The 16,970-nt window shown below is 71.8% G+C and carries 15 protein-coding genes and 1 pseudogene; 6 read left to right on the top strand and 10 right to left on the bottom strand.

From position 1 onward, the window contains the following. Positions 1-38: 38 nt before the first annotated feature. Positions 39-761 carry a lysophospholipid acyltransferase family protein gene (locus ACGF5O_RS02340; protein ID WP_366364726.1) on the bottom strand — a complete coding sequence of 241 codons (723 nt, stop codon included), beginning with the start codon at positions 759-761 and terminating at the stop codon, positions 39-41. A 209-nt stretch (positions 762-970) separates the two neighbouring features. Here ACGF5O_RS02340 and ACGF5O_RS02335 point away from each other — a divergent pair, with 209 nt between their 5' ends. From ACGF5O_RS02335 to ACGF5O_RS02320, 4 genes and pseudogenes are all read left to right on the top strand, one after another. Beyond that, positions 971-1,750: an alpha/beta hydrolase gene (locus tag ACGF5O_RS02335; protein ID WP_393808039.1), complete on the top strand. Its 780-nt coding sequence runs from the start codon at positions 971-973 to the stop codon at positions 1,748-1,750. Next, a complete protein-coding gene (locus ACGF5O_RS02330) occupies positions 1,743-2,360 on the top strand; it encodes a hypothetical protein (protein ID WP_393808038.1) in 618 nt (205 codons plus the stop codon). The genes ACGF5O_RS02335 and ACGF5O_RS02330 overlap by 8 nt, the downstream gene beginning before the upstream one ends. A gap of 184 nt (positions 2,361-2,544) precedes the next feature. Further along, positions 2,545-3,126 (top strand): annotated as a pseudogene (locus tag ACGF5O_RS02325) (RNA polymerase sigma factor). Beyond that, entirely contained in the window at positions 3,119-4,144 is a 1,026-nt protein-coding gene (locus tag ACGF5O_RS02320; protein WP_393808037.1) for a CU044_5270 family protein, read from the top strand. The pseudogene ACGF5O_RS02325 and the gene ACGF5O_RS02320 overlap by 8 nt, the downstream one beginning before the upstream one ends. 4 nt (positions 4,145-4,148) lie before the next feature. Here the strand turns inward: ACGF5O_RS02320 and ACGF5O_RS02315 are convergent, their stop codons facing one another. The 6 genes from ACGF5O_RS02315 to ACGF5O_RS02290 all read right to left on the bottom strand — a co-directional run bounded on the left by ACGF5O_RS02315 (position 4,149) and on the right by ACGF5O_RS02290 (position 9,285). Beyond that, positions 4,149-4,898, bottom strand: a complete 750-nt coding sequence (locus ACGF5O_RS02315; protein WP_393808036.1) for an endonuclease/exonuclease/phosphatase family protein — start codon at positions 4,896-4,898, stop codon at positions 4,149-4,151. A gap of 147 nt (positions 4,899-5,045) precedes the next feature. Then, positions 5,046-5,999, bottom strand: a complete 954-nt coding sequence (locus ACGF5O_RS02310) for an ROK family glucokinase (protein WP_362581737.1) — start codon at positions 5,997-5,999, stop codon at positions 5,046-5,048. Between the two features lie 55 nt (positions 6,000-6,054). Next, positions 6,055-6,516 carry a DUF5304 domain-containing protein gene (locus ACGF5O_RS02305; RefSeq protein WP_393808035.1) on the bottom strand — a complete coding sequence of 154 codons (462 nt, stop codon included), beginning with the start codon at positions 6,514-6,516 and terminating at the stop codon, positions 6,055-6,057. Between the two features lie 63 nt (positions 6,517-6,579). Further along, a complete protein-coding gene (locus ACGF5O_RS02300) occupies positions 6,580-7,734 on the bottom strand; it encodes an ArsA family ATPase (RefSeq protein WP_393808034.1) in 1,155 nt (384 codons plus the stop codon). Between the two features lie 169 nt (positions 7,735-7,903). Further along, on the bottom strand, positions 7,904-8,347 hold the full coding sequence (locus tag ACGF5O_RS02295; RefSeq protein WP_393808033.1) for an SRPBCC family protein: 444 nt from the start codon (positions 8,345-8,347) through the stop codon (positions 7,904-7,906). A gap of 140 nt (positions 8,348-8,487) precedes the next feature. Beyond that, entirely contained in the window at positions 8,488-9,285 is a 798-nt protein-coding gene (locus tag ACGF5O_RS02290; RefSeq protein ID WP_393808032.1) for a metallophosphoesterase, read from the bottom strand. Between the two features lie 316 nt (positions 9,286-9,601). On the opposite strand from ACGF5O_RS02290, the gene ACGF5O_RS02285 reads away from it, so the two are divergent. Continuing rightward, positions 9,602-11,398 (top strand): AMP-dependent synthetase/ligase, encoded by a 1,797-nt coding sequence (locus ACGF5O_RS02285; protein ID WP_393808031.1) that lies wholly within the window; start codon positions 9,602-9,604, stop codon positions 11,396-11,398. Positions 11,399-11,426: 28 nt separating this feature from the next. Here the strand turns inward: ACGF5O_RS02285 and ACGF5O_RS02280 are convergent, their stop codons facing one another. Both ACGF5O_RS02280 and ACGF5O_RS02275 read right to left on the bottom strand, forming a co-directional pair. Next, positions 11,427-13,010 (bottom strand): GMC oxidoreductase, encoded by a 1,584-nt coding sequence (locus ACGF5O_RS02280; RefSeq protein WP_393808400.1) that lies wholly within the window; start codon positions 13,008-13,010, stop codon positions 11,427-11,429. A gap of 230 nt (positions 13,011-13,240) precedes the next feature. Beyond that, positions 13,241-14,383, bottom strand: a complete 1,143-nt coding sequence (locus ACGF5O_RS02275) for a glycosyltransferase family 4 protein (protein ID WP_393808030.1) — start codon at positions 14,381-14,383, stop codon at positions 13,241-13,243. A 114-nt stretch (positions 14,384-14,497) separates the two neighbouring features. On the opposite strand from ACGF5O_RS02275, the gene ACGF5O_RS02270 reads away from it, so the two are divergent. Next, positions 14,498-15,733, top strand: a complete 1,236-nt coding sequence (locus tag ACGF5O_RS02270) for a glycosyltransferase 87 family protein (protein ID WP_393808029.1) — start codon at positions 14,498-14,500, stop codon at positions 15,731-15,733. A 17-nt stretch (positions 15,734-15,750) separates the two neighbouring features. Here ACGF5O_RS02270 and ACGF5O_RS02265 read toward each other — a convergent pair whose 3' ends face one another. Further along, complete coding sequence (locus tag ACGF5O_RS02265) at positions 15,751-16,947, bottom strand: hypothetical protein (protein WP_393808028.1); 1,197 nt, start codon at positions 16,945-16,947, stop codon at positions 15,751-15,753. Positions 16,948-16,970 lie beyond the last annotated feature (23 nt).

Below are 16,970 nucleotides of genomic sequence, written 5' to 3'. Positions count from 1 at the left end.
GCCGCCGGTCCCCCCGGCCGCGGGCCCCCGCCGCCGGTCTAGGACTCGGCGGCCTTCTTCTCGGCCTTCGCCGCGTCCTTCTCGGCCTTGGCGGCCTCCGCGATCTGCCGCTTGGCGGCCGTCGCGTAGATGTCCACGTACTCCTGGCCGGAGAGCTTCATGATCTCGTACATGACCTCGTCGGTCACCGCGCGCAGCACGAACCGGTCGTGCTCCATGCCCTGGTAGCGGCTGAAGTCCAGCGGCTTGCCGATCCGGATGCCCGGCCGCATCAGCTTGGGCATCACCTGCCCCGGCGGCTGGATCTTCTCCGTGTCGATCATGGCGACCGGCACGACCGGGGCGCCGGTCGCGAGCGCCACGCGCGCGAGGCCGCCGGGCTTGCCCCGGTAGAGGCGGCCGTCGGGCGAGCGGGTGCCCTCCGGGTAGATGCCGAACAACTCGCCGCGCTCCAGTACGTCTATGCCGCTCTGCACCGCGGCCTCGCCGGCGCCGCGGGCTCCGGAGCGGTCGACGGGGAGCTGGCCGACGCCCTTGAAGAAGGCGGCCGTGAGGCGGCCCTTCAGCCCGGGTGTGGTGAAGTACTCGGCCTTCGCGATGAAGGTGACCTTGCGGTCCAGCACCGCGGGCAGGAAGAACGAGTCCGAGAAGGACAGATGGTTGCTCGCCAGAATCGCCGGGCCCTCGGCCGGGACGTTCTCCAGACCCTCCACCCAGGGTCTGAAGGTGACCTTCAGCGGTCCCCCGATAGCGACCTTCATCGCGCCGTACAACACCGAGTGCCTCCTGTTTCCGTCGATCAGACCTTAACCCGGAGCGCCGGGAATGGGCCCGACGACCCTGGTCGGTGTCAGTGCCGTCGCGTACGGTGAAGCACAACTGAAGTCGTCGTCCACGGCTCTCGCAGTTCCACCCCCGCCGAACGATTTCGAACGTACTCGAACGAACTCGAATGAATTGGAGACCGAAGGTGCCGGTTCTCCCCGGAGCCGAGCCGTACCGCCATGACGGCGGGGAGGCCGGCGTCCTCCTCTGCCACGGCTTCACCGGATCGCCCCAGTCGCTGCGCCCCTGGGCCGAACACCATGCGGCACACGGCCTGACCGTGTCCGTGCCCCTGCTGCCCGGACACGGCACCCGCTGGGAGGACCTGGTGGTCACCGGCTGGCAGGACTGGTACGCGGAGGTGGACCGCGAGCTGCGGCTGCTGCGCGAGCGCTGCTCCCAGATCTTCGTGGCGGGCCTGTCCATGGGCGGCACGCTGGCGCTCCGGCTGGCCGCGCGGAACGGTACGGGTGTGGACGGCGTGGTGATCGTCAACCCGGCGAACAAGGTGCACGGCCTGTCCGCGTACGCCCTTCCGGTGGCGCGGCATCTCGTGCGCACGACGAAGGGCATCGCCAGCGACATCGCCAAGCCGGGCGCCGCGGAGACGGGGTACGACCGGGTGCCGCTGCACAGCGCGCACTCGCTGCGGAACCTCTTCCGCCAGGTGGACAAGGAGCTGCCGCAGGTGACCCAGCCGCTGCTGCTCCTGCGCAGCGCCGAGGACCATGTGGTGCCGGCGGTGGATTCCGCCCGCATCCTGAGCCGGGTGTCGTCCACGGACGTAACGGAGGTCGTGCTGGAACAGAGTTACCACGTCGCGACGTTGGACCATGACGCGGACCGGATCTTCGAGGAGAGCCTCGCCTTCATCGGCCGGCTCGCACCCAGTGTCGGCAAGGAAGGGACGGCCGCAGTTGGCTGAGCACGACTCCGACCGCGAGGACCGCGAGCCGGACGAGACGGGGGTGCCCTTCGACGAGGCGGCCGCCTGGGCGGCGATCGTCGCGGGGTACGGCGACGAACCGCCGGATCCGCCGGGCACGACGCCGTACAAGCCGGTGAAGGACCTGGCGCTGCCCGCGATGGACGAGGACGGGACGGCCGAGGCGAACACCGAGGCGAACGCCGACGGGAACACGGAGGCCGCCGGGACGGGAGCCGCGGCGGCCGAGGAGCAGCGGCCCGTGCAGCCGCTGGGCGGTTCCGTCTCCTTCGCGCCCGGCGTGGGCCCGCGCGACTACACGGCGCCGGAGCCGTCCGAGGACGACTTCGACGATGACGACGAGGGGCACTTCGTGCCGCCCGAGCCGCCGCCGCTGCCGGAGGCCGACGCCACGGCCAAGTTCGCCTGGCTGGGCGTGGTGGGCGGGCCGATCCTGCTGCTGCTCGCGGTGCTGCTGGGCTGGGACATGACCTGGTGGCTGACGACGCTGGGCATCGGCGGCTTCCTGGGCGGCTTCGTCACGCTGGTGACCAGGATGAAGACCGACGACGAGGAGGACGGCGACCCCGGCAGGGGAGCCGTCGTCTGACCGGTCCGCCGATCGACCCGCGCCCACCCGAGGGCCCGTCCGGAGTGACTCCGGACGGGCCCTCGGGCTTTTCGGCGGCGCCCCGGCCCGGGAAAAGGGAACCCGCTTGCGCCGACCGGCGAAGGAGAGGTGAACACCCCAGCCCAAGCCTTCGAGGCGTTCGAACGAACGGAAAGGAGCCCCGATGGCCGTCGGACCACCGGGCACCGGCACCCGCGACGAGGATCGCGAGGACAGCGACGCCCGGGTGATCGTGCGGTCCCGGGACGAGCCCGAGCGGTTCGCCGTGCTCTTCGACCGGCATGCCGACGCCGTACACCGTTACGCGGCCCGGCGGCTGGGTCCTGAGACGGCGGAGGATCTGATGGCGGAGACAACGGTTCCCGTGCAGCACCCGGTGTGCATCGGTTCGGTGTGGCACCGGCCACCACCGCGAGCACGCATTGGGGAGCCACGACGGCGAGCAACCACCTCCGCGAGAGCGGCGCCGGTTTAGGCGCAAAGGGGCGCCCGCGCGGTCGCCAGGGCCGGTGCCACGGGGGTGCGCCGGGAACTGGCGGCCGCGCTGGGCGGGTTGTCCGCCCGCCATCGCGACGTCGTACTGCTGGTGGCGTGGGCCGGCCTCGACTACGAGGAGGCCGCCGAGGCGCTCGGCGTGCCGGTCGGCACCGTCAGATCACGGCTGCACCGGGCTCGCGGCAGATTGCGCGAAGCACTGGGCGGAACCGATCCGACGGCTTTCCGAGAGGCAGACGCCCATGCGTGACATCGACGAACTGCGTGAGCTGAGGGACTTCGACACGGGGGCTCCCCCGCTCGACGAGGAGACCAGGCGCCGGGCCCGGGACCGGCTGCTCACCGCGGTCCACGGGACCGCCCCCCGCGTACGGCCGCCCCGCCGTCCCGTGCTGCGCATCGCCCTGACGGCCGGGCTCGCCGCCGCGGTCGCGGCCGGTGTGCTCGTCGCCGTACGGAACGACAGCGGTGCCGGTGCCGGTGCCGGTGCGGGCACCCACCGGACCGCGAAACCGCCGGCGACCAGCGCGCCGGCCATGCGGGACGTGAGCGCGCAGACGGTGCTCAGGGGGGCCGCCGCGTACGCGCGCGAGCACGAGCGGACGGCCAGCCCGCGCGACGACCAGTACATCTACACGAAGGAGATCATCAAGGAGACGGACCAGCAGACCGGTGTCACGAAGAGCTATGTCGACGAGAACTGGCATTCCGTGGACGGCTCCAGGCGGTCCTGGGTCATGGAGATCGGCAAGGGCTGGTGGTCGCCGCCGCTGAAGAAGGGCGAGAGCAGCTGGCCGCCGCGGGACTGGGGCACGCTGCGGAAGCTGCCGACCGACCCCGAGCGGCTGATCCTGTCGATCACCAACGAGTACGGCGGCCGGAAGACCTCGCTCGACGAGCTCTCCGACCAGGACTGGTCGAACGTCCACTTCAGCCTCGCCGGGCTGCTGAAGCTGGTCCCGGTGATGCCGGCGGGGCTGCGTCCCGCGGCCTACGAGGCGCTCGGCATGGTGCCGGGGGTGACGGCCGTACCGGGCCAGAAGGACGCGAAGGGGCGCATCGGGGTGGCCATCACCTACGACGACCCGACGCTCCCGAAGGGCTCGGTGGGCTTCGGCGGCTACTTCGTCTTCGACCCCCTGACCTACGAATTCCTCGGCTTCCGCGACATCCGCACCTCCGGCGACGGCGCGGCCATGAAGACGTACACCCAGCTCTCGTACCTCGACAGCTGGGCCGTCGTGGACAGGGTGAAGGAGCGGCCGTAGCGGGCTAGGAGGCGGCGGGGACCCTGAGGGCGGCCAGGACCGGGAGGTGGTCGGTGGCCGCTCTCAGGTCCCTGTCGGTGATGCCGGGAAGGCCGGTGGGTACGCCGCAGCCGAGCACCTCGATGCCCTTCGTCGCGAAAACGGCGTCGATGCGCTGGTGGGGGTCGGTGGACGGGGAGGTGAGCTCGCCGCCCCAGGGCGCGGTGGTACGGCAGTCCTGGTAGGCGTCGGCCAGGCGGCGGAAGGTGCGGCCGTCGGGGCGGTCGTTGAGGTCGCCGCCCACGACGGCGTGCTCCACGCCCATGCCGGCGACCCGGTCGAGGAGCAAGCCGCCCTGCTCGTAGCGCTCGTCCTGCTGGAGGCTGAGGTGGAAGCTGGTGACGCCGAGGCGGGCGCGGCCGAACCGGACGACGGCGGTCGCGAGGCCGCGGCGGTGCAGGCCCGGGGTGAGGGGGAGGAGGACGTCCTCGGTGCGCTCGACGGTGGCGCGGAGGTCGCAGAGGATCGCCGGGCCGGCCGCCGTGCCGCCTCCGGTGAGGATCACCAGGTCGGCGGCGGAGGCCAGGCGGGCGAGCTTCTTGCGCCAGCGGAAGAAGCGGGGGGCTTCCTGGATCAGGACCAGATCGGGGGCGCAGGCCTTGATGACGCGGGCGAGGGCGTCGGTGTCGTCCCGCAGGGAGCGGACGTTGTAGCCGAGGACGCGGATGACGGCGGAACCGTCGGGCTCTGTGTGGGAGTTGGGGAGCGACGCCATATCGATCAATGTACGCCCGGAGAGGGATCGTGCGCCTTCTGGGGTGGGGCGCGAGGTGGGTGCGCGACGTGCCGCGTCGTGGCCGGTCGCGCAGTTCCCCGCGCCCCTGGGGAGTTGCGGTTGCCGCCTCCCGAGAAGTCCAGGGCGTTACATGATCGGGTCGGGCTCCCGGGCCAGGTCCGCCGCGCCCACCAGGCCCGCCTCGTTGCCCAGCTGGGCCGCGATGACCTCGGCGACCGGGCGCCAGTTGCCGCCTACCAGCCAGCGCTTGTAGGACTTGCGGATCGGGTCGAGGACCAGTTCGCCCTCGTCCGAGAGGCCGCCGCCGACGATGAACGCGGAGGGGTCGAAGAGGGAGGCCAGGTCGGCGAGGCCGGCGCCGGCCCAGCGGGCGAGCTCGCGGTAGGAGTCGACGGCGACCGGGTCGCCCTGCCGGGCGGCCACGGAGATGTGCTTGCCCTCGATGCCCTCGGGGGTGCCGTCACCGAGGGCGAGGAGGACCTCGGCGTTCTCCGGGGTGGCGTTGGCGCGCTGCTTGGCGTACCTGACCAGGGCACGGCCGGAGGCGTACTGCTCCCAGCAGCCCTGCGAGCCGCAGCCGCACAGCAGCCCGTCCGGGACCATCCGGATGTGGCCGAACTCGGCGGCGACCCCGAAATGCCCGCGGCGCAGCTTGTTGCCGATGATGATGCCGCCGCCGAGGCCGGTGCCGAGGGTGATGCAGATGACGTTGCGGTGGCCCTTGCCCGCGCCGAACTTGTACTCGCCCCAGGCCGCGGCGTTGGCGTCGTTCTCCACGACCACGGGGAGGCCGACGCGGGCCTCGACCTCCTCCTTCAACGGCTCCTGGCGCCAGTCGATGTTGGGCGCGAAGTAGACCGTGGAACGCTGCCGGTTCACGTAACCGGCGGCGCCGATGCCCACGCCGACGATCTCGTGCCCGGCGCGCGCACCCTCTACGGCGGAAGCAATGGCGTCCACGATGCCCTCGGGCGTACCCGGGGTCGGCACCTTGTGGGTCGAGAGGATGTTGCCTTCCTCATCGACCACGCCGGCCGCGATCTTCGTGCCGCCGATGTCGACGCCGATGGTGAGTCCCATGAATCCCTCAGTTTCGGTCGAGCCCCGCTACGGCCAACCGTACCCGAGGGGGCTGTCAGTCGAGGTCGATGCGCTCGCCGGGGCCGGGCTCCTCGCCCTTGTCGGGGCTGCCGGAGGTCCAGCGGGTCTCGTGGGTCTGGACCGCGGAGCGGTAGGCGGCGAGGAGTTCGCTGCCGGCGGCGGCCAGGTGGTCGAAGACGTCCGGGTTGCGCTCCAGGACGGGCTCGACGGCGTTCTTCGCCTGCTGGACGACCTGCCGGACCACCTGCTGGGCGGCGGGTCCGGCGACCGCGCCGAGCAGCGGGGTCTGGATGCCGGAGAGCTTGTCGGCGACGGCGTCGACGAGCCTGCGCAGTTCCTCGGCGGCCGACCCGGGGGGCGGGCCGTACTGGGTGCGGCGGCGGGCCTTCTCCGCCTCCAGGTCCTCGGCGCAGGCGGTGGCCCAGGCGTCGTCGTCCGTCGCCCGTACCTCGTCCGCGGCCTCGGAGGCGTCGGCTGCGGGGCGCTCTTCGCTCATGACGGACTCCTGACTACGGTTCGTCTCTACGACGTTACCCGAACGGGCGTACCGGTTTCACCGTCAGCGCGGCCACAGCTCCGGGTCCGGCGCGAACCGCAGGCGCAGCTCGCCGTCGCGCAGGGCGGCCCCGGCGACGGTGCAGCGGCGCAGGGCCGACGGCAGGGCGACGATCCGGCGGAAGCCGCCCACGGTGATCACGATCTCGTCGCCGCGCCGGACGAGGTCGAGGTCGTCCCGTATCGCGCCGGGCAGCGGGATGTGCCAGACGAGGACGCCGTCCGCCTCGATCCGGTCGGCGACCTGCCACTCGACCGGGGCGGGCACGGCGTTGACACCGGGTACGGAGAGCGCGGCGAGGTCGTCGGTGCCGCGCGGGTCGTGGCCGAGGTGGGCGACGGCGGTGACGTCGTACGACTCTCCCCACTCCGCGAGGGCCTTGCGCTGCTGGGCGACGAGGGCGTGCAGGGGGGTGGCCTCGGGCAGCACGCGGTTGGCGACCAGGGTCGCGGCGCGCAGGCCGTGCAGGGCGAGGCCGAGGCGGGCGGTGCGGACGGCGTCGGCGCCGGCCGGGCCGGGTTCGGCGACCAGGCGTACGGCGGTGTCGCGGTCGGCGAGGACGGCCGCCACGGCGGCGAGCTCGACGTCCCAGCGGGCTGCCGTCTCGTAGAGCCAGTCGGCGGGCATGGGGACGCCGGCGAGGCGGCCGAGGACGGGGCGCAGGGCGCGGGCCGCCTGCCGCTCGGGCGGGAGCAGGCGGCGCAGGTAGCGGCGGAGCTCCTCGGGGAGGGAGAGGAGGGCGAGCGCCTGCGGGGCGGGCGGGAGGTCCACGACGAGCAGCTCGTAGCGCTCGGAGAGGGCGGCGTCGCGCAGGGCGCGGAGGAAGGAGAGTTCCTCGGCGCCGGGCAGGGGGGTGAGCTCCTCGGCGTCCAGGCGGGAGGCGCCGAGCAGGTCGAGGACGTTCGCGGCGCGGGTCTGGAAGGCGGTGAGGTCCTCGCGGAAGCGGGCGGCGGCGTCCGGGCGCCAGGCGGTGAGGGTGGGGGTGACGCGGGTGGGCTCCGGTCCTGTCGCCGTGCCCAGGGCGGCGCCGAGGGTGTCCGTGCGGTCGGCACCGAGAACGAGGGTGGGGGTGCCGTCGGCCGCGGCGCGCAGGGCGGTGGCCGCGGCGACGGTCGTACGGCCGCTGCCGCCCGGGCCGGTGATCAGGATGGTGCGCATGAGGGTGAACCGTAACCGAAGCGGGCCTTGCTTGATCGGTGCCCGGCGTCGGGGGCGGGGGGTGGGGACGCTTACCGGCGCTCGCAGGGTGCCGCCGCGCCCACCCGTGCCGCCCTGCGGCACGCCTGCCCGCAGCTAGGCAAGCCTCGAGACCACGGGTACCCCTACCTCACTTCTCCCCCGACTCCACCCTCTTCTTCAGTCCCGCCAGTGCCCGGTCGATGATGACCTTCTCCGCCTTGCGCTTGATCATGCCGAGCATCGGGATCTTCACGTCGACCGTCAGCGAGTACGTGACCTCGGTGGAGCCCGCGCCCGCCGGCTTCAGGAGGTACGAGCCGTCCAGGGAGCGGAGCATCTGGGACTTCACCAGCGTCCAGGAGACCTCGTTGTCGCCGGTCCAGGTGTACCCGAGGACCTGGTCGTCCTTGATCGCGCCGGCGTCCATGACCAGGCGGACCTGCTCGGCACGGCCCCGGGCGTCGGTCTTGAGGACCTCCGCCTCCTTCACTTCACCGGTCCAGTCCGGGTAGCGCCCGAAGTCGGCGATCACCGCCATGACGTCGGCCGGGGCCGCCTCGATCGTGATGTTCGAGCTGGTGTGTTCCGCCATCGCCGTGGCTCCTCCAGATACGGGCCGGTGGGACCGGTGGGACCAGTAAAGGGGTCGGCGTGCGCGGGCGTACGCACGCGTGTGCCGCGTGAAGGCTACCGCGCGTCCGACCAGCCGACTTCACCCCCTGTCCGGGGTCGTCACCATTCCAGCGCCCAGGGCCGGCCGGTACCGGCGAAGTGCCCGACGTTCACGCACTCGGTGGCCCCGATCCGCATCCGCTTCACCAGCGGCTGGTGGACGTGGCCGAAGAGCGAATACCGGGGGCGGGTGCGGCGGATGGCGTCCAGCAGCGCCCGGCTGCCCCGTTCGAACCGGCGCGCCACCGTGTCGTACACCAGCTCCGGCACCTCCGGCGGGATGTGCGTGCAGAGCACGTCGACCTCGCCGAGCGCCTCGATCTTCGCCGCGTACTCCTCGTCGGAGATCTCGTAGGGGGTGCGCATGGGGGTGCGCAGCCCGCCGCCGACGAAGCCGAAGACCCACCCGCCGATCTCGACCCGCTCGCCGTCCAGCACCGTGGTGCCCGGCCCTGCGTACTCCGGCCAGAGCGGTGGCATGTCGACATTGCCGTAGGTCGCGTACGTCGGTGTCGGGAGCGCGGCGAACATCTCGGCGTACTGCTTGCGCACGGCCTTCTCGATGGCGGCGGCGCGGTCCATGCCGATGCCGCCCCAGAGCCGGGCGCCGAGTTCCCGGGCCTCCTCGAAGCGGCGGGCGGTGCGGAGTTCGACGAGGCGGTCGGCGTTCTCGACGCCGAACAGGTCGGGGAAGATACCGCGGGAGTGGTCGGCGTAGTCGAGGAAGAGGACCAGGTCGCCGAGACAGATCAGGGCGTCGGCGCCGTCACCGGCCCTGGCCAGGTCACGGACGTTGCCGTGCACGTCGCTGACCACGTGGACGCGGGCCCTTCGGGTGCCCGGGGGTGTTGCTGCCATGGTGATCAAGCGTAGGCCTGTGCGGCAAACGTGAACAGGCGATGGCCGGACCTGCGGTTACTGGTCAGTCACTAAGGCCTTGGACTACCGTACGCAAAAGAACACCAACCTGTGTGACGCACCGAACATCTCGCCGGACCCCCCTGTCGAAGAAGCCATACCGGCGGGTAACGTCCGGGCAGTCCAGTCGTGCTCAGGATTTCAACCAACGGATCTTCCAGCCCGTGACGATGCCCTGAGTACCTGCCCGAGCCTTGGACCGCACCGTCGCATCGCACAACGTCGTGGCGTCGGCGCCCTATGAGGAGCAGCAGTCTTGCGCGAGTTCAGCCTTCCGGCTTTGTACGAGGTCCCCGCGGACGGCAATCTGACCGACATCGTCCGCAGAAACGCCGCGCAGCATCCCGACGTAGCCGTCATGGCCCGCAAGGTCGGGGGTGTGTGGACGGACGTGACCGCCACCGCCTTCCTGGCCGAGGTGCACGCGGCGGCGAAGGGCCTCATCGCCTCCGGCATCCAGCCGGGCGACCGGGTCGGCCTGATGTCCCGCACCCGCTACGAGTGGACGCTCCTCGACTTCGCGATCTGGAGCGCCGGCGCGGTCACCGTGCCGGTGTACGAGACCAGCTCGCCGGAGCAGGTGCAGTGGATCCTCAGCGACTCCGGCGCGACCGCCTGCATCGTCGAACTCGACGGCCACACGGCCGCCGTCGAGTCGGTGCGCGAGACACTGCCCGCCCTCAAGCACGTCTGGCAGATCGAGGCCGGCGCCCTGGAGGAGCTCGGCAGACTCGGCCAGGGCGTCACCGACGCCACGGTCGACGAGCGCAGCTCGCAGGCGAAGGCGGACGACCCGGCGACCATCGTCTACACGAGCGGTACGACCGGCCGCCCCAAGGGCTGCGTCCTCACCCACCGCGCCTTCTTCGCGGAGTGCGGCAACATCGTGGAGCGGCTGCGCCCGCTGTTCCGCACCGGCGAGTGTTCGGTCCTCCTCTTCCTCCCGCTCGCGCACGTCTTCGGCCGGCTCGTCCAGATCGCCCCGATGATGGCGCCGATCAAGCTGGGCTGCGTCCCGGACATCAAGAACCTCACCGACGAGCTGGCCGCGTTCCGGCCGACGCTGATCCTCGGCGTCCCGCGCGTCTTCGAGAAGGTCTACAACTCGGCGCGCGCCAAGGCGCAGGCGGACGGCAAGGGCAAGATCTTCGACAAGGCCGCGGACACCGCGATCGCGTACAGCAAGGCGCTGGACACCCCGTCGGGCCCGACGCTCGGCCTGAAGATCAAGCACAGGACCTTCGACAAGCTCGTCTACAGCAAGCTGCGCGCGGTGCTCGGCGGCAGGGGCGAGTACGCGATCTCCGGCGGCGCCCCGCTCGGTGAGCGGCTGGGCCACTTCTTCCGGGGCATCGGCTTCACGGTCCTGGAGGGCTACGGCCTGACCGAGTCCTGCGCGGCGACCGCGTTCAACCCCTGGGACCGGACCAAGATCGGCACGGTCGGGCAGCCGCTGCCCGGTTCGGTGATCCGCATCGCGGACGACGGCGAGGTGCTGCTGCACGGCGAGCACCTGTTCAAGGGCTACTGGAACAACGAGGCCGCGACCGCCGAGGCGCTGGCCGACGGCTGGTTCCACACCGGGGACATCGGCACCCTGGACGAGGACGGCTACCTCAGGATCACCGGCCGCAAGAAGGAGATCATCGTCACCGCGGGCGGCAAGAACGTCGCCCCGGCCGTGATCGAGGACCGGATCCGCGCGCACGCGCTGGTCGCGGAGTGCATGGTGGTCGGCGACGGGCGGCCGTTCGTGGGCGCGCTGATCACCGTCGACGACGAGTTCCTCGGCCGCTGGGCGGCCGACCACGGCAAGCCGGCGGGTTCCACCGCGGCGTCGCTGCGTGACGACCCGGATCTGATCGCGGCGATCCAGGATGCTGTCGACGACGGCAACGCCGCGGTGTCGAAGGCGGAATCGGTGCGGAAGTTCCGCATTCTGTCCTCCCCGTTCTCGGAGGAGTCGGGCCACCTGACGCCGTCCCTGAAGCTCAAGCGCAACGTGGTGGCGAAGGACTACGCGGACGAGATCGAGGCCATCTACCAGAAGTAGAGCGGCACCCGGGGCGTCCTTGCGGTGCTCAGAAGTCCTCGGCGAGGACCCGTTCCATCGCCCGCTCGGCGAGCGCGGTGATGGTGACGAACGGGTTCACGCCGATGTTCCCGGGCACGAGCGAGCCGTCCGTGACGTACAGCTTCGAATACCCCTTCACCCGGCCGTAGTTGTCGGTCGCCTGGCCCAGTACGCAGCCGCCGAGCGGGTGGTAGCAGAAGTCGTCGGCGAAGACCTTGCTGCTGGACCCGAACAGGTCGTACCGGTAGATCGTGGCGTTGGCCAGGTTGATCCGGTCGAACAGCTTCTTGGCCATGGCGACCGAGACCGCGCTCTGGGCCGCGGTCCAGCCCAGCTTCACCCCGTCGCTCGCCGCGTCGTAGGTGAAGGAGGCCCGTTGCGGGTTCTTGGTGATCGCCAGGTACAGGCTCACCCAGGTCTCGAACCCGATGGGCAGCGGGGCGATCTCCGCGAAGACCGGGTTGTCGGTGTTGGCCCAGTCGTCGATGCCCATGACCGGCATGGTCGCCTGGTTGGCGCCGGTGGTGTCCCAGATGTGGTTGGCGCGCCCCAGCATGGTGTTGCCGTTGGTGCTCCAGCCCGCCCCCACACTGGAGTTGAGCGCGGGCAGCGCCCCGGTGTCCCGGGCCCGGACGAGCAGCTCGGTGGTCCCGAGACTCCCGCCGCCGAGGAACAGGTAGGTGCAGCTGTACTGCTTGCTCTCGACGACGGCCCCGGTGGTGTCGATCCGGTCGACGCTCAGCAGGTACGACCCGTCGCTCGCCCGCGTGATCGCCTTCACCCTCTCCAGGGTGTGGATGGTGAGGTTGCCGGTGCCGAGGGCGGCGGCGAGGTAGGTCTTGTCGAGGCTCTTCTTGCCGTAGTTGTTGCCGTAGATGACCTCCTGGGCGAGCGCGGACTTGGTGGCGGTGCCTGCGGCCTCCTGCTGCATGTACCCGAAGTCGTAGACGTTGGGCACGAAGGTGGTCGTGAGCCCGGTGTTGGCGGCGGCCTTCCGGGAGGTCCGGGTGAACTGGTACCACTCGGTCGACTCGAACCAGGTGGCGTCGACGGTGTTGACGCCGAGCATCGTGCGGGCGCGCGGGAAGTACGTGTTGTACATCGCGCTCGCGTCCACGGTCGGGAACTGCTCGGTGAAGTACGACTGGCGCGGGGTGACCGCCATCCCCCCGTTGACCAGCGACCCGCCGCCCACACCGCGCCCCACGTACACGGACATGTTGTCGTAGTGCACCCGGTCGAGCACTCCGGGATAGGAGGCGATGTCCTTGTTGACGACGTCCAGCCAGAGGAAGGTGGCGAGCGGGGCCTCGGTGCGGGTCTTGAACCACATGGACCGCTTGTCCGGGGCGGCGGTGGAACAGAAGATCTTGCCGTCGGAGCCTGCCGTGTTCCACAGCTGGCCCATCTCGATCATGAGGGTGCGCACCCCGGCCTGGCCGAGGCGGAGCGCGGCCACGGCCCCGCCGTACCCCGAACCGATGACGATCGCGGGTGCGTTGTCGACGTCGGCCGCTTCCTCGGCGGCCTGCGCCGACTGGAGACCGACACGGGTGAGACCGGCCGCGGCGGCGGTCTGGAGGGCGATCATGCCCAGGATGTGACGTCTAGTCAGCTGACGCTGCATCAGTTTTGCTGTCATGCGCGCAGCATGTGCGGATTTTCCGGTTCCGCCTAGGCCTGCGGCAGAGTTGGACCGAGCGTTTGGAACAGACTTTTCCCGGGTGGCGGCGACGAAGGAAGCCTGGCGCCTTGTCAGGGGCGCGGGGAACTGCGCGAAAGGCCCCCACCGGCCCGCAGCCGACCGACCACCCACCCCCTCTAGAGCAACGCCTCCAGTCTCTCCGCAAGGAGATCCCACCGCCACCGCTCCTCGACCCACTGCCGCCCGCGCTCCCCCATCCGCCGACGCAGTTCGGAGTCCCCCAGGAGCGCCACGACGCGCTCCGCGGTCTCCTCGGCGGAGCCGCCCCGCACCACCCACCCGGTCTCCCCGTCGAGCACCGCGTCCGGCGCCCCGCCGGAGTCCCCCGCCACCACCGGCAGCCCGGTCGCCGAGGCCTCCAGGTACACGATCCCGAGCCCCTCCACGTCCAGCCCGCCCCGCCGGGTCCGGCACGGCATGGCGAACACGTCGCCCGCGCCGAAGTGGGCCGGCAGCTCGGCCCACGGCACGGCCCCCGTGAACCGCACCGACGCCTCGACCCCGGTCTCCCGGACCAGGTGCCGCAGCTCCTTCTCGTACGGCCCGCCGCCCACGATCAGCAGCACCGCGTCCGGCTCGGCGGCCAGGATCAGCGGCATCGCGAGGATCAGCGTGTCCTGCCCCTTGCGCGGCACCAGCCGCGACACGCACACCACCACCGGCCGGTCGCTCAGCCCCAGCCGCGCCCGCACCGCCGCCCCGCCAGAGCCGGGATGGAAGGTCTTCTCGTCCACCCCCGGCGGCAGCTGCACCATCCGCCCCGCCGCCTGCGCGCTGAGCGCGGTCGCGATCCGGGACCGCGTGTACTCGCCGAGGTAGGTGATCGTGTCGGTCGCGTCGCCGATCCGGCCGAGCAGCTGCCGGGCCGCGGGCAGCTGGGCCCAGCCCGCCTCGTGCCCGTGGGTGGTGGCGACCAGCCGCCGCGCGCCGGCCCTGCGCAGCGCGGGCGCCATCAGGCCCAGCGGCGCCGCCGCCCCGAACCACACGGACGTGCACCCGTGCTCGCGCAGCAGCCCGACCGCCGTCCGGGTCGCCCCTGGCGTCGGCAGCAGCATCGTCGTACGGTCGCGTACGACGGTGAAGGGCTGCTCGGCGTCGAATGCGGCGGTGGCCTCGGCGCCCTCCCGGCCCCGCTTCCACGTGGACGCGTAGACGACGACCCGCTCGGGGTCCAGGCGCAGGACCATGTTGTGCAGGAAGGCCTGGATTCCGCCCGGCCGGGGCGGGAAGTCATTGGTCACGACGAGGGTCTTGTCCATCGGCGCCGACCCTACCTGCACAGTGTGTTCGGCCGTGCTTCATGGCCCCCGCACAGGACGCCGGGAGATCATGTGGCCGATTCGACCCGGCGATGCCGACGGACAGGGGCTCAGGTGGACAGGACGGGCGCGCGGCGTGCCCTGGCGTCGCTGCTGGTTGTCTGGGGTACCACCCGGCTGGTGCTGCTGCTGTTCGTCCTGAAGGTGTTCGTGTTCCCGGGCGCGGACGTCACCAGCGACGTCTCCGTCATCTACCAGGGCTGGTACGAGGTCCTGCGGCACGGAACGTTTCCCCTGGACGACGTCACCTGGCAGTACCCGCCCGCGGCCGCCCTGGCGATCCTCTCCCCCGGGCTGCTCCCCTTCCTGGACTACCCGACCGCCTTCTTCGCGCTGGCCTGCCTCGCGGACGCGGTGGTCCTCGCCCTCCTCCTCTACGCCGGCCTGCGCCCCGGCCGCACCCTGCGCGGCGCCTGGGTCTGGGTGCTGGGGGTCCCGCTGCTCGGCCCGACCGTCTACTCCCGCTACGACCTGATGGTCACCGCCGTCGCCGTCGCGGCGCTGCTCGCCGGGGCCCGGCACCCCCGGCTCATGGGCGCGCTGGCGGGCTTCGGCGCCATGGTCAAGGTGTGGCCGGCGCTGCTGCTGGTCGGTGCCGTACGGCGGCGGTCCTGGGCGTCGGCGGCCCTCACCGCGGGCGCGGTCGGGGCGCTGTTCGCGGTGGCCATGCCGGGCGCGTTCTCGTTCCTGACCTTCCAGCGGGACCGGGGCACCGAGGTGGAGTCCCTCGGCGCGCTGGTCTTCCATGTGGCCCGGCACTTCGGCTGGCACGGCGAGGTGCTGCTCAACTACGGCTCGATCGAATTCCTCGGCCCGCACGTGCAGGCGGTGAGCACGGCGGCCCTGCTGCTGACCGCGGTCGCGTTCGGCTGGCTGCTGCTGTGGCGGCTGTCGGCGGTCCGCTTCCGCTCCCACACGCTCGCGGACGCGGCCTTCACCGCCGTCCTGATGTTCACGGTCACCAGCCGGGTGATCAGCCCCCAGTACATGGTCTGGCTGGTGGGCCTGGCCGCCGTCTGTCTCTGCTTCCGCGCCAGCCGCATGGCCCTCCCGGCCGTCCTGCTCCTCCTGGCGGCCTTCGTGACGGTCCTGGAGTTCCCGGTCGGCTTCTCGCACATCGTCGTCAGCGACTGGTACGGCATCACCCTGCTGGCCCTGCGCAACGGCCTGCTGGTCGCGGCGACGGTCGCGGCGGCCCGCATCCTGTGGCGCGCCACGGTGACCGAGACCGCCGTCGCCCCCTTCCCGGCCCAGGCGACCCACACGGAGGAGACCCCGGTCTCCTCCTGAGCCCGGGTGCGGCCGGCTCAGTCGCCCAGCTGAGCCGTCAGGTAGTCGCGCCAGCGGGCGGTGAAGTCCGGCAGGGTCGTGCCGAGTTCGGTCTTCAGTGCGTCCTCCACCGCGCCCGGGCGCTGCTTGTGGGCGCCGACGGCCCGGTAGAAGGCGCCGAGCTTCTCCTCGCCCCAGTGGGCGGCGATCATCCGGCAGGCCAGCCAGCCGCCCTCATAGGCCTGGGCCAGCTTGGTGGGGTCGTCGGTGAAGCCGAAGTCCTGGTCGGCCGGGAGGTCCGCGGGGACGTCCCCGGCCTCGACGGCGCGGGCGAGTTCGGGGGCCGCCTCGGTGGGCGTGCGGCCGGTGTCGAGGTAGCCGATCCAGTCGGCGTAGCCCTCGGAGAGCCAGAGCGGGGTGGCGGCCGTGGTGTGCGCGCGGGTGGCCACATGGGTCGTCTCGTGGGTGAGGACGACCTGTCTGCCGACCGTGCCGAGGACGGCGTACGCCTCCGGGTTGAGGATGACCCGGTCCGCCGGGGCCTGCCCCGAACCGCCCGCCTCGCCGGTGGTGACGGCGGCGATGCCCTTGTAGTTGGCGGCGGGGGCGCCCAGCAGGCCCGCCATGCCGTTCAGCGACCCGGGGACGAGCAGGACCACCCGCTGGGTCCAGTCCGTGCCCCAGGCCTTGGAGACCTCGGGGACGGCGGTGTCGGCGAGGTGGGCGTAGCCGCGCAGGGTGGCCCGGGACTGGCCGACGCCGAGGACGAGGGTGCGGGTGCTCTTGACGGCGGTCACCTTCCCCTGGTCCCAGAGCTGCTGCCCGGACTTCTTGGCGGGCTTGTCGTATGTGACATACCACTGTCCGTCGGCGGTGCGGCTGAGGGTCAGCGTCCGGTCCGTCGTCACCGGTGCCTTGTCGTACCCCTGTATCCGGTAGCTGAGCTGCGCGTCGGCGGTGGCGCCCGCGCCGTCGGAGTGGAGGGCGGTCAGCCGGTAGCTCCAGTCCGCGAGCGGTACGGCCCGCAGGTCGGCGTACGAGCTCCGGGTGCCGGTCTCGGCGTACGCCTGCTCGTCGTGGCCGAGGACCGCGGCCGAGCGGCGGTCCAGGACCTGCTGCACCTCGGCCATCGCCGTGCCGGTCGACGACTGCCCGCCGCCGCAGCCGGCCAGCGGCAGGAGCAGCAGACACAGCCCGACCGTCCCTGAGCGCCACACCCGTCCACGACCAGCCACTTTCCGATCGTAAGGGCAGGAGC

Origin of the sequence: Streptomyces sp. NPDC048291 (assembly GCF_043201715.1) — a bacterium.
Taxonomy (GTDB): domain Bacteria; phylum Actinomycetota; class Actinomycetes; order Streptomycetales; family Streptomycetaceae; genus Streptomyces.
Note: the sequence above shows the minus strand (reverse complement) of the source record. Positions and strands in the feature narration are given on the sequence as shown.

Excerpts from the sequence above, each read along its gene's own strand:
- ACGF5O_RS02340 (WP_366364726.1), bottom strand. The coding sequence starts at position 761 with ATGAAGGTCGCTATCGGGGGACCGCTGAAGGTCACCTTCAGACCCTGG.
- ACGF5O_RS02320 (WP_393808037.1), top strand. The coding sequence starts at position 3,119 with ATGCGTGACATCGACGAACTGCGTGAGCTGAGGGACTTCGACACGGGG.
- ACGF5O_RS02315 (WP_393808036.1), bottom strand. The coding sequence starts at position 4,898 with ATGGCGTCGCTCCCCAACTCCCACACAGAGCCCGACGGTTCCGCCGTC.
- ACGF5O_RS02310 (WP_362581737.1), bottom strand. The coding sequence starts at position 5,999 with ATGGGACTCACCATCGGCGTCGACATCGGCGGCACGAAGATCGCGGCC.
- ACGF5O_RS02305 (WP_393808035.1), bottom strand. The coding sequence starts at position 6,516 with ATGAGCGAAGAGCGCCCCGCAGCCGACGCCTCCGAGGCCGCGGACGAG.
- ACGF5O_RS02300 (WP_393808034.1), bottom strand. The coding sequence starts at position 7,734 with ATGCGCACCATCCTGATCACCGGCCCGGGCGGCAGCGGCCGTACGACC.
- ACGF5O_RS02295 (WP_393808033.1), bottom strand. The coding sequence starts at position 8,347 with ATGGCGGAACACACCAGCTCGAACATCACGATCGAGGCGGCCCCGGCC.
- ACGF5O_RS02290 (WP_393808032.1), bottom strand. The coding sequence starts at position 9,285 with ATGGCAGCAACACCCCCGGGCACCCGAAGGGCCCGCGTCCACGTGGTC.
- ACGF5O_RS02280 (WP_393808400.1), bottom strand. The coding sequence starts at position 13,010 with ATGATCGCCCTCCAGACCGCCGCCGCGGCCGGTCTCACCCGTGTCGGT.
- ACGF5O_RS02275 (WP_393808030.1), bottom strand. The coding sequence starts at position 14,383 with ATGGACAAGACCCTCGTCGTGACCAATGACTTCCCGCCCCGGCCGGGC.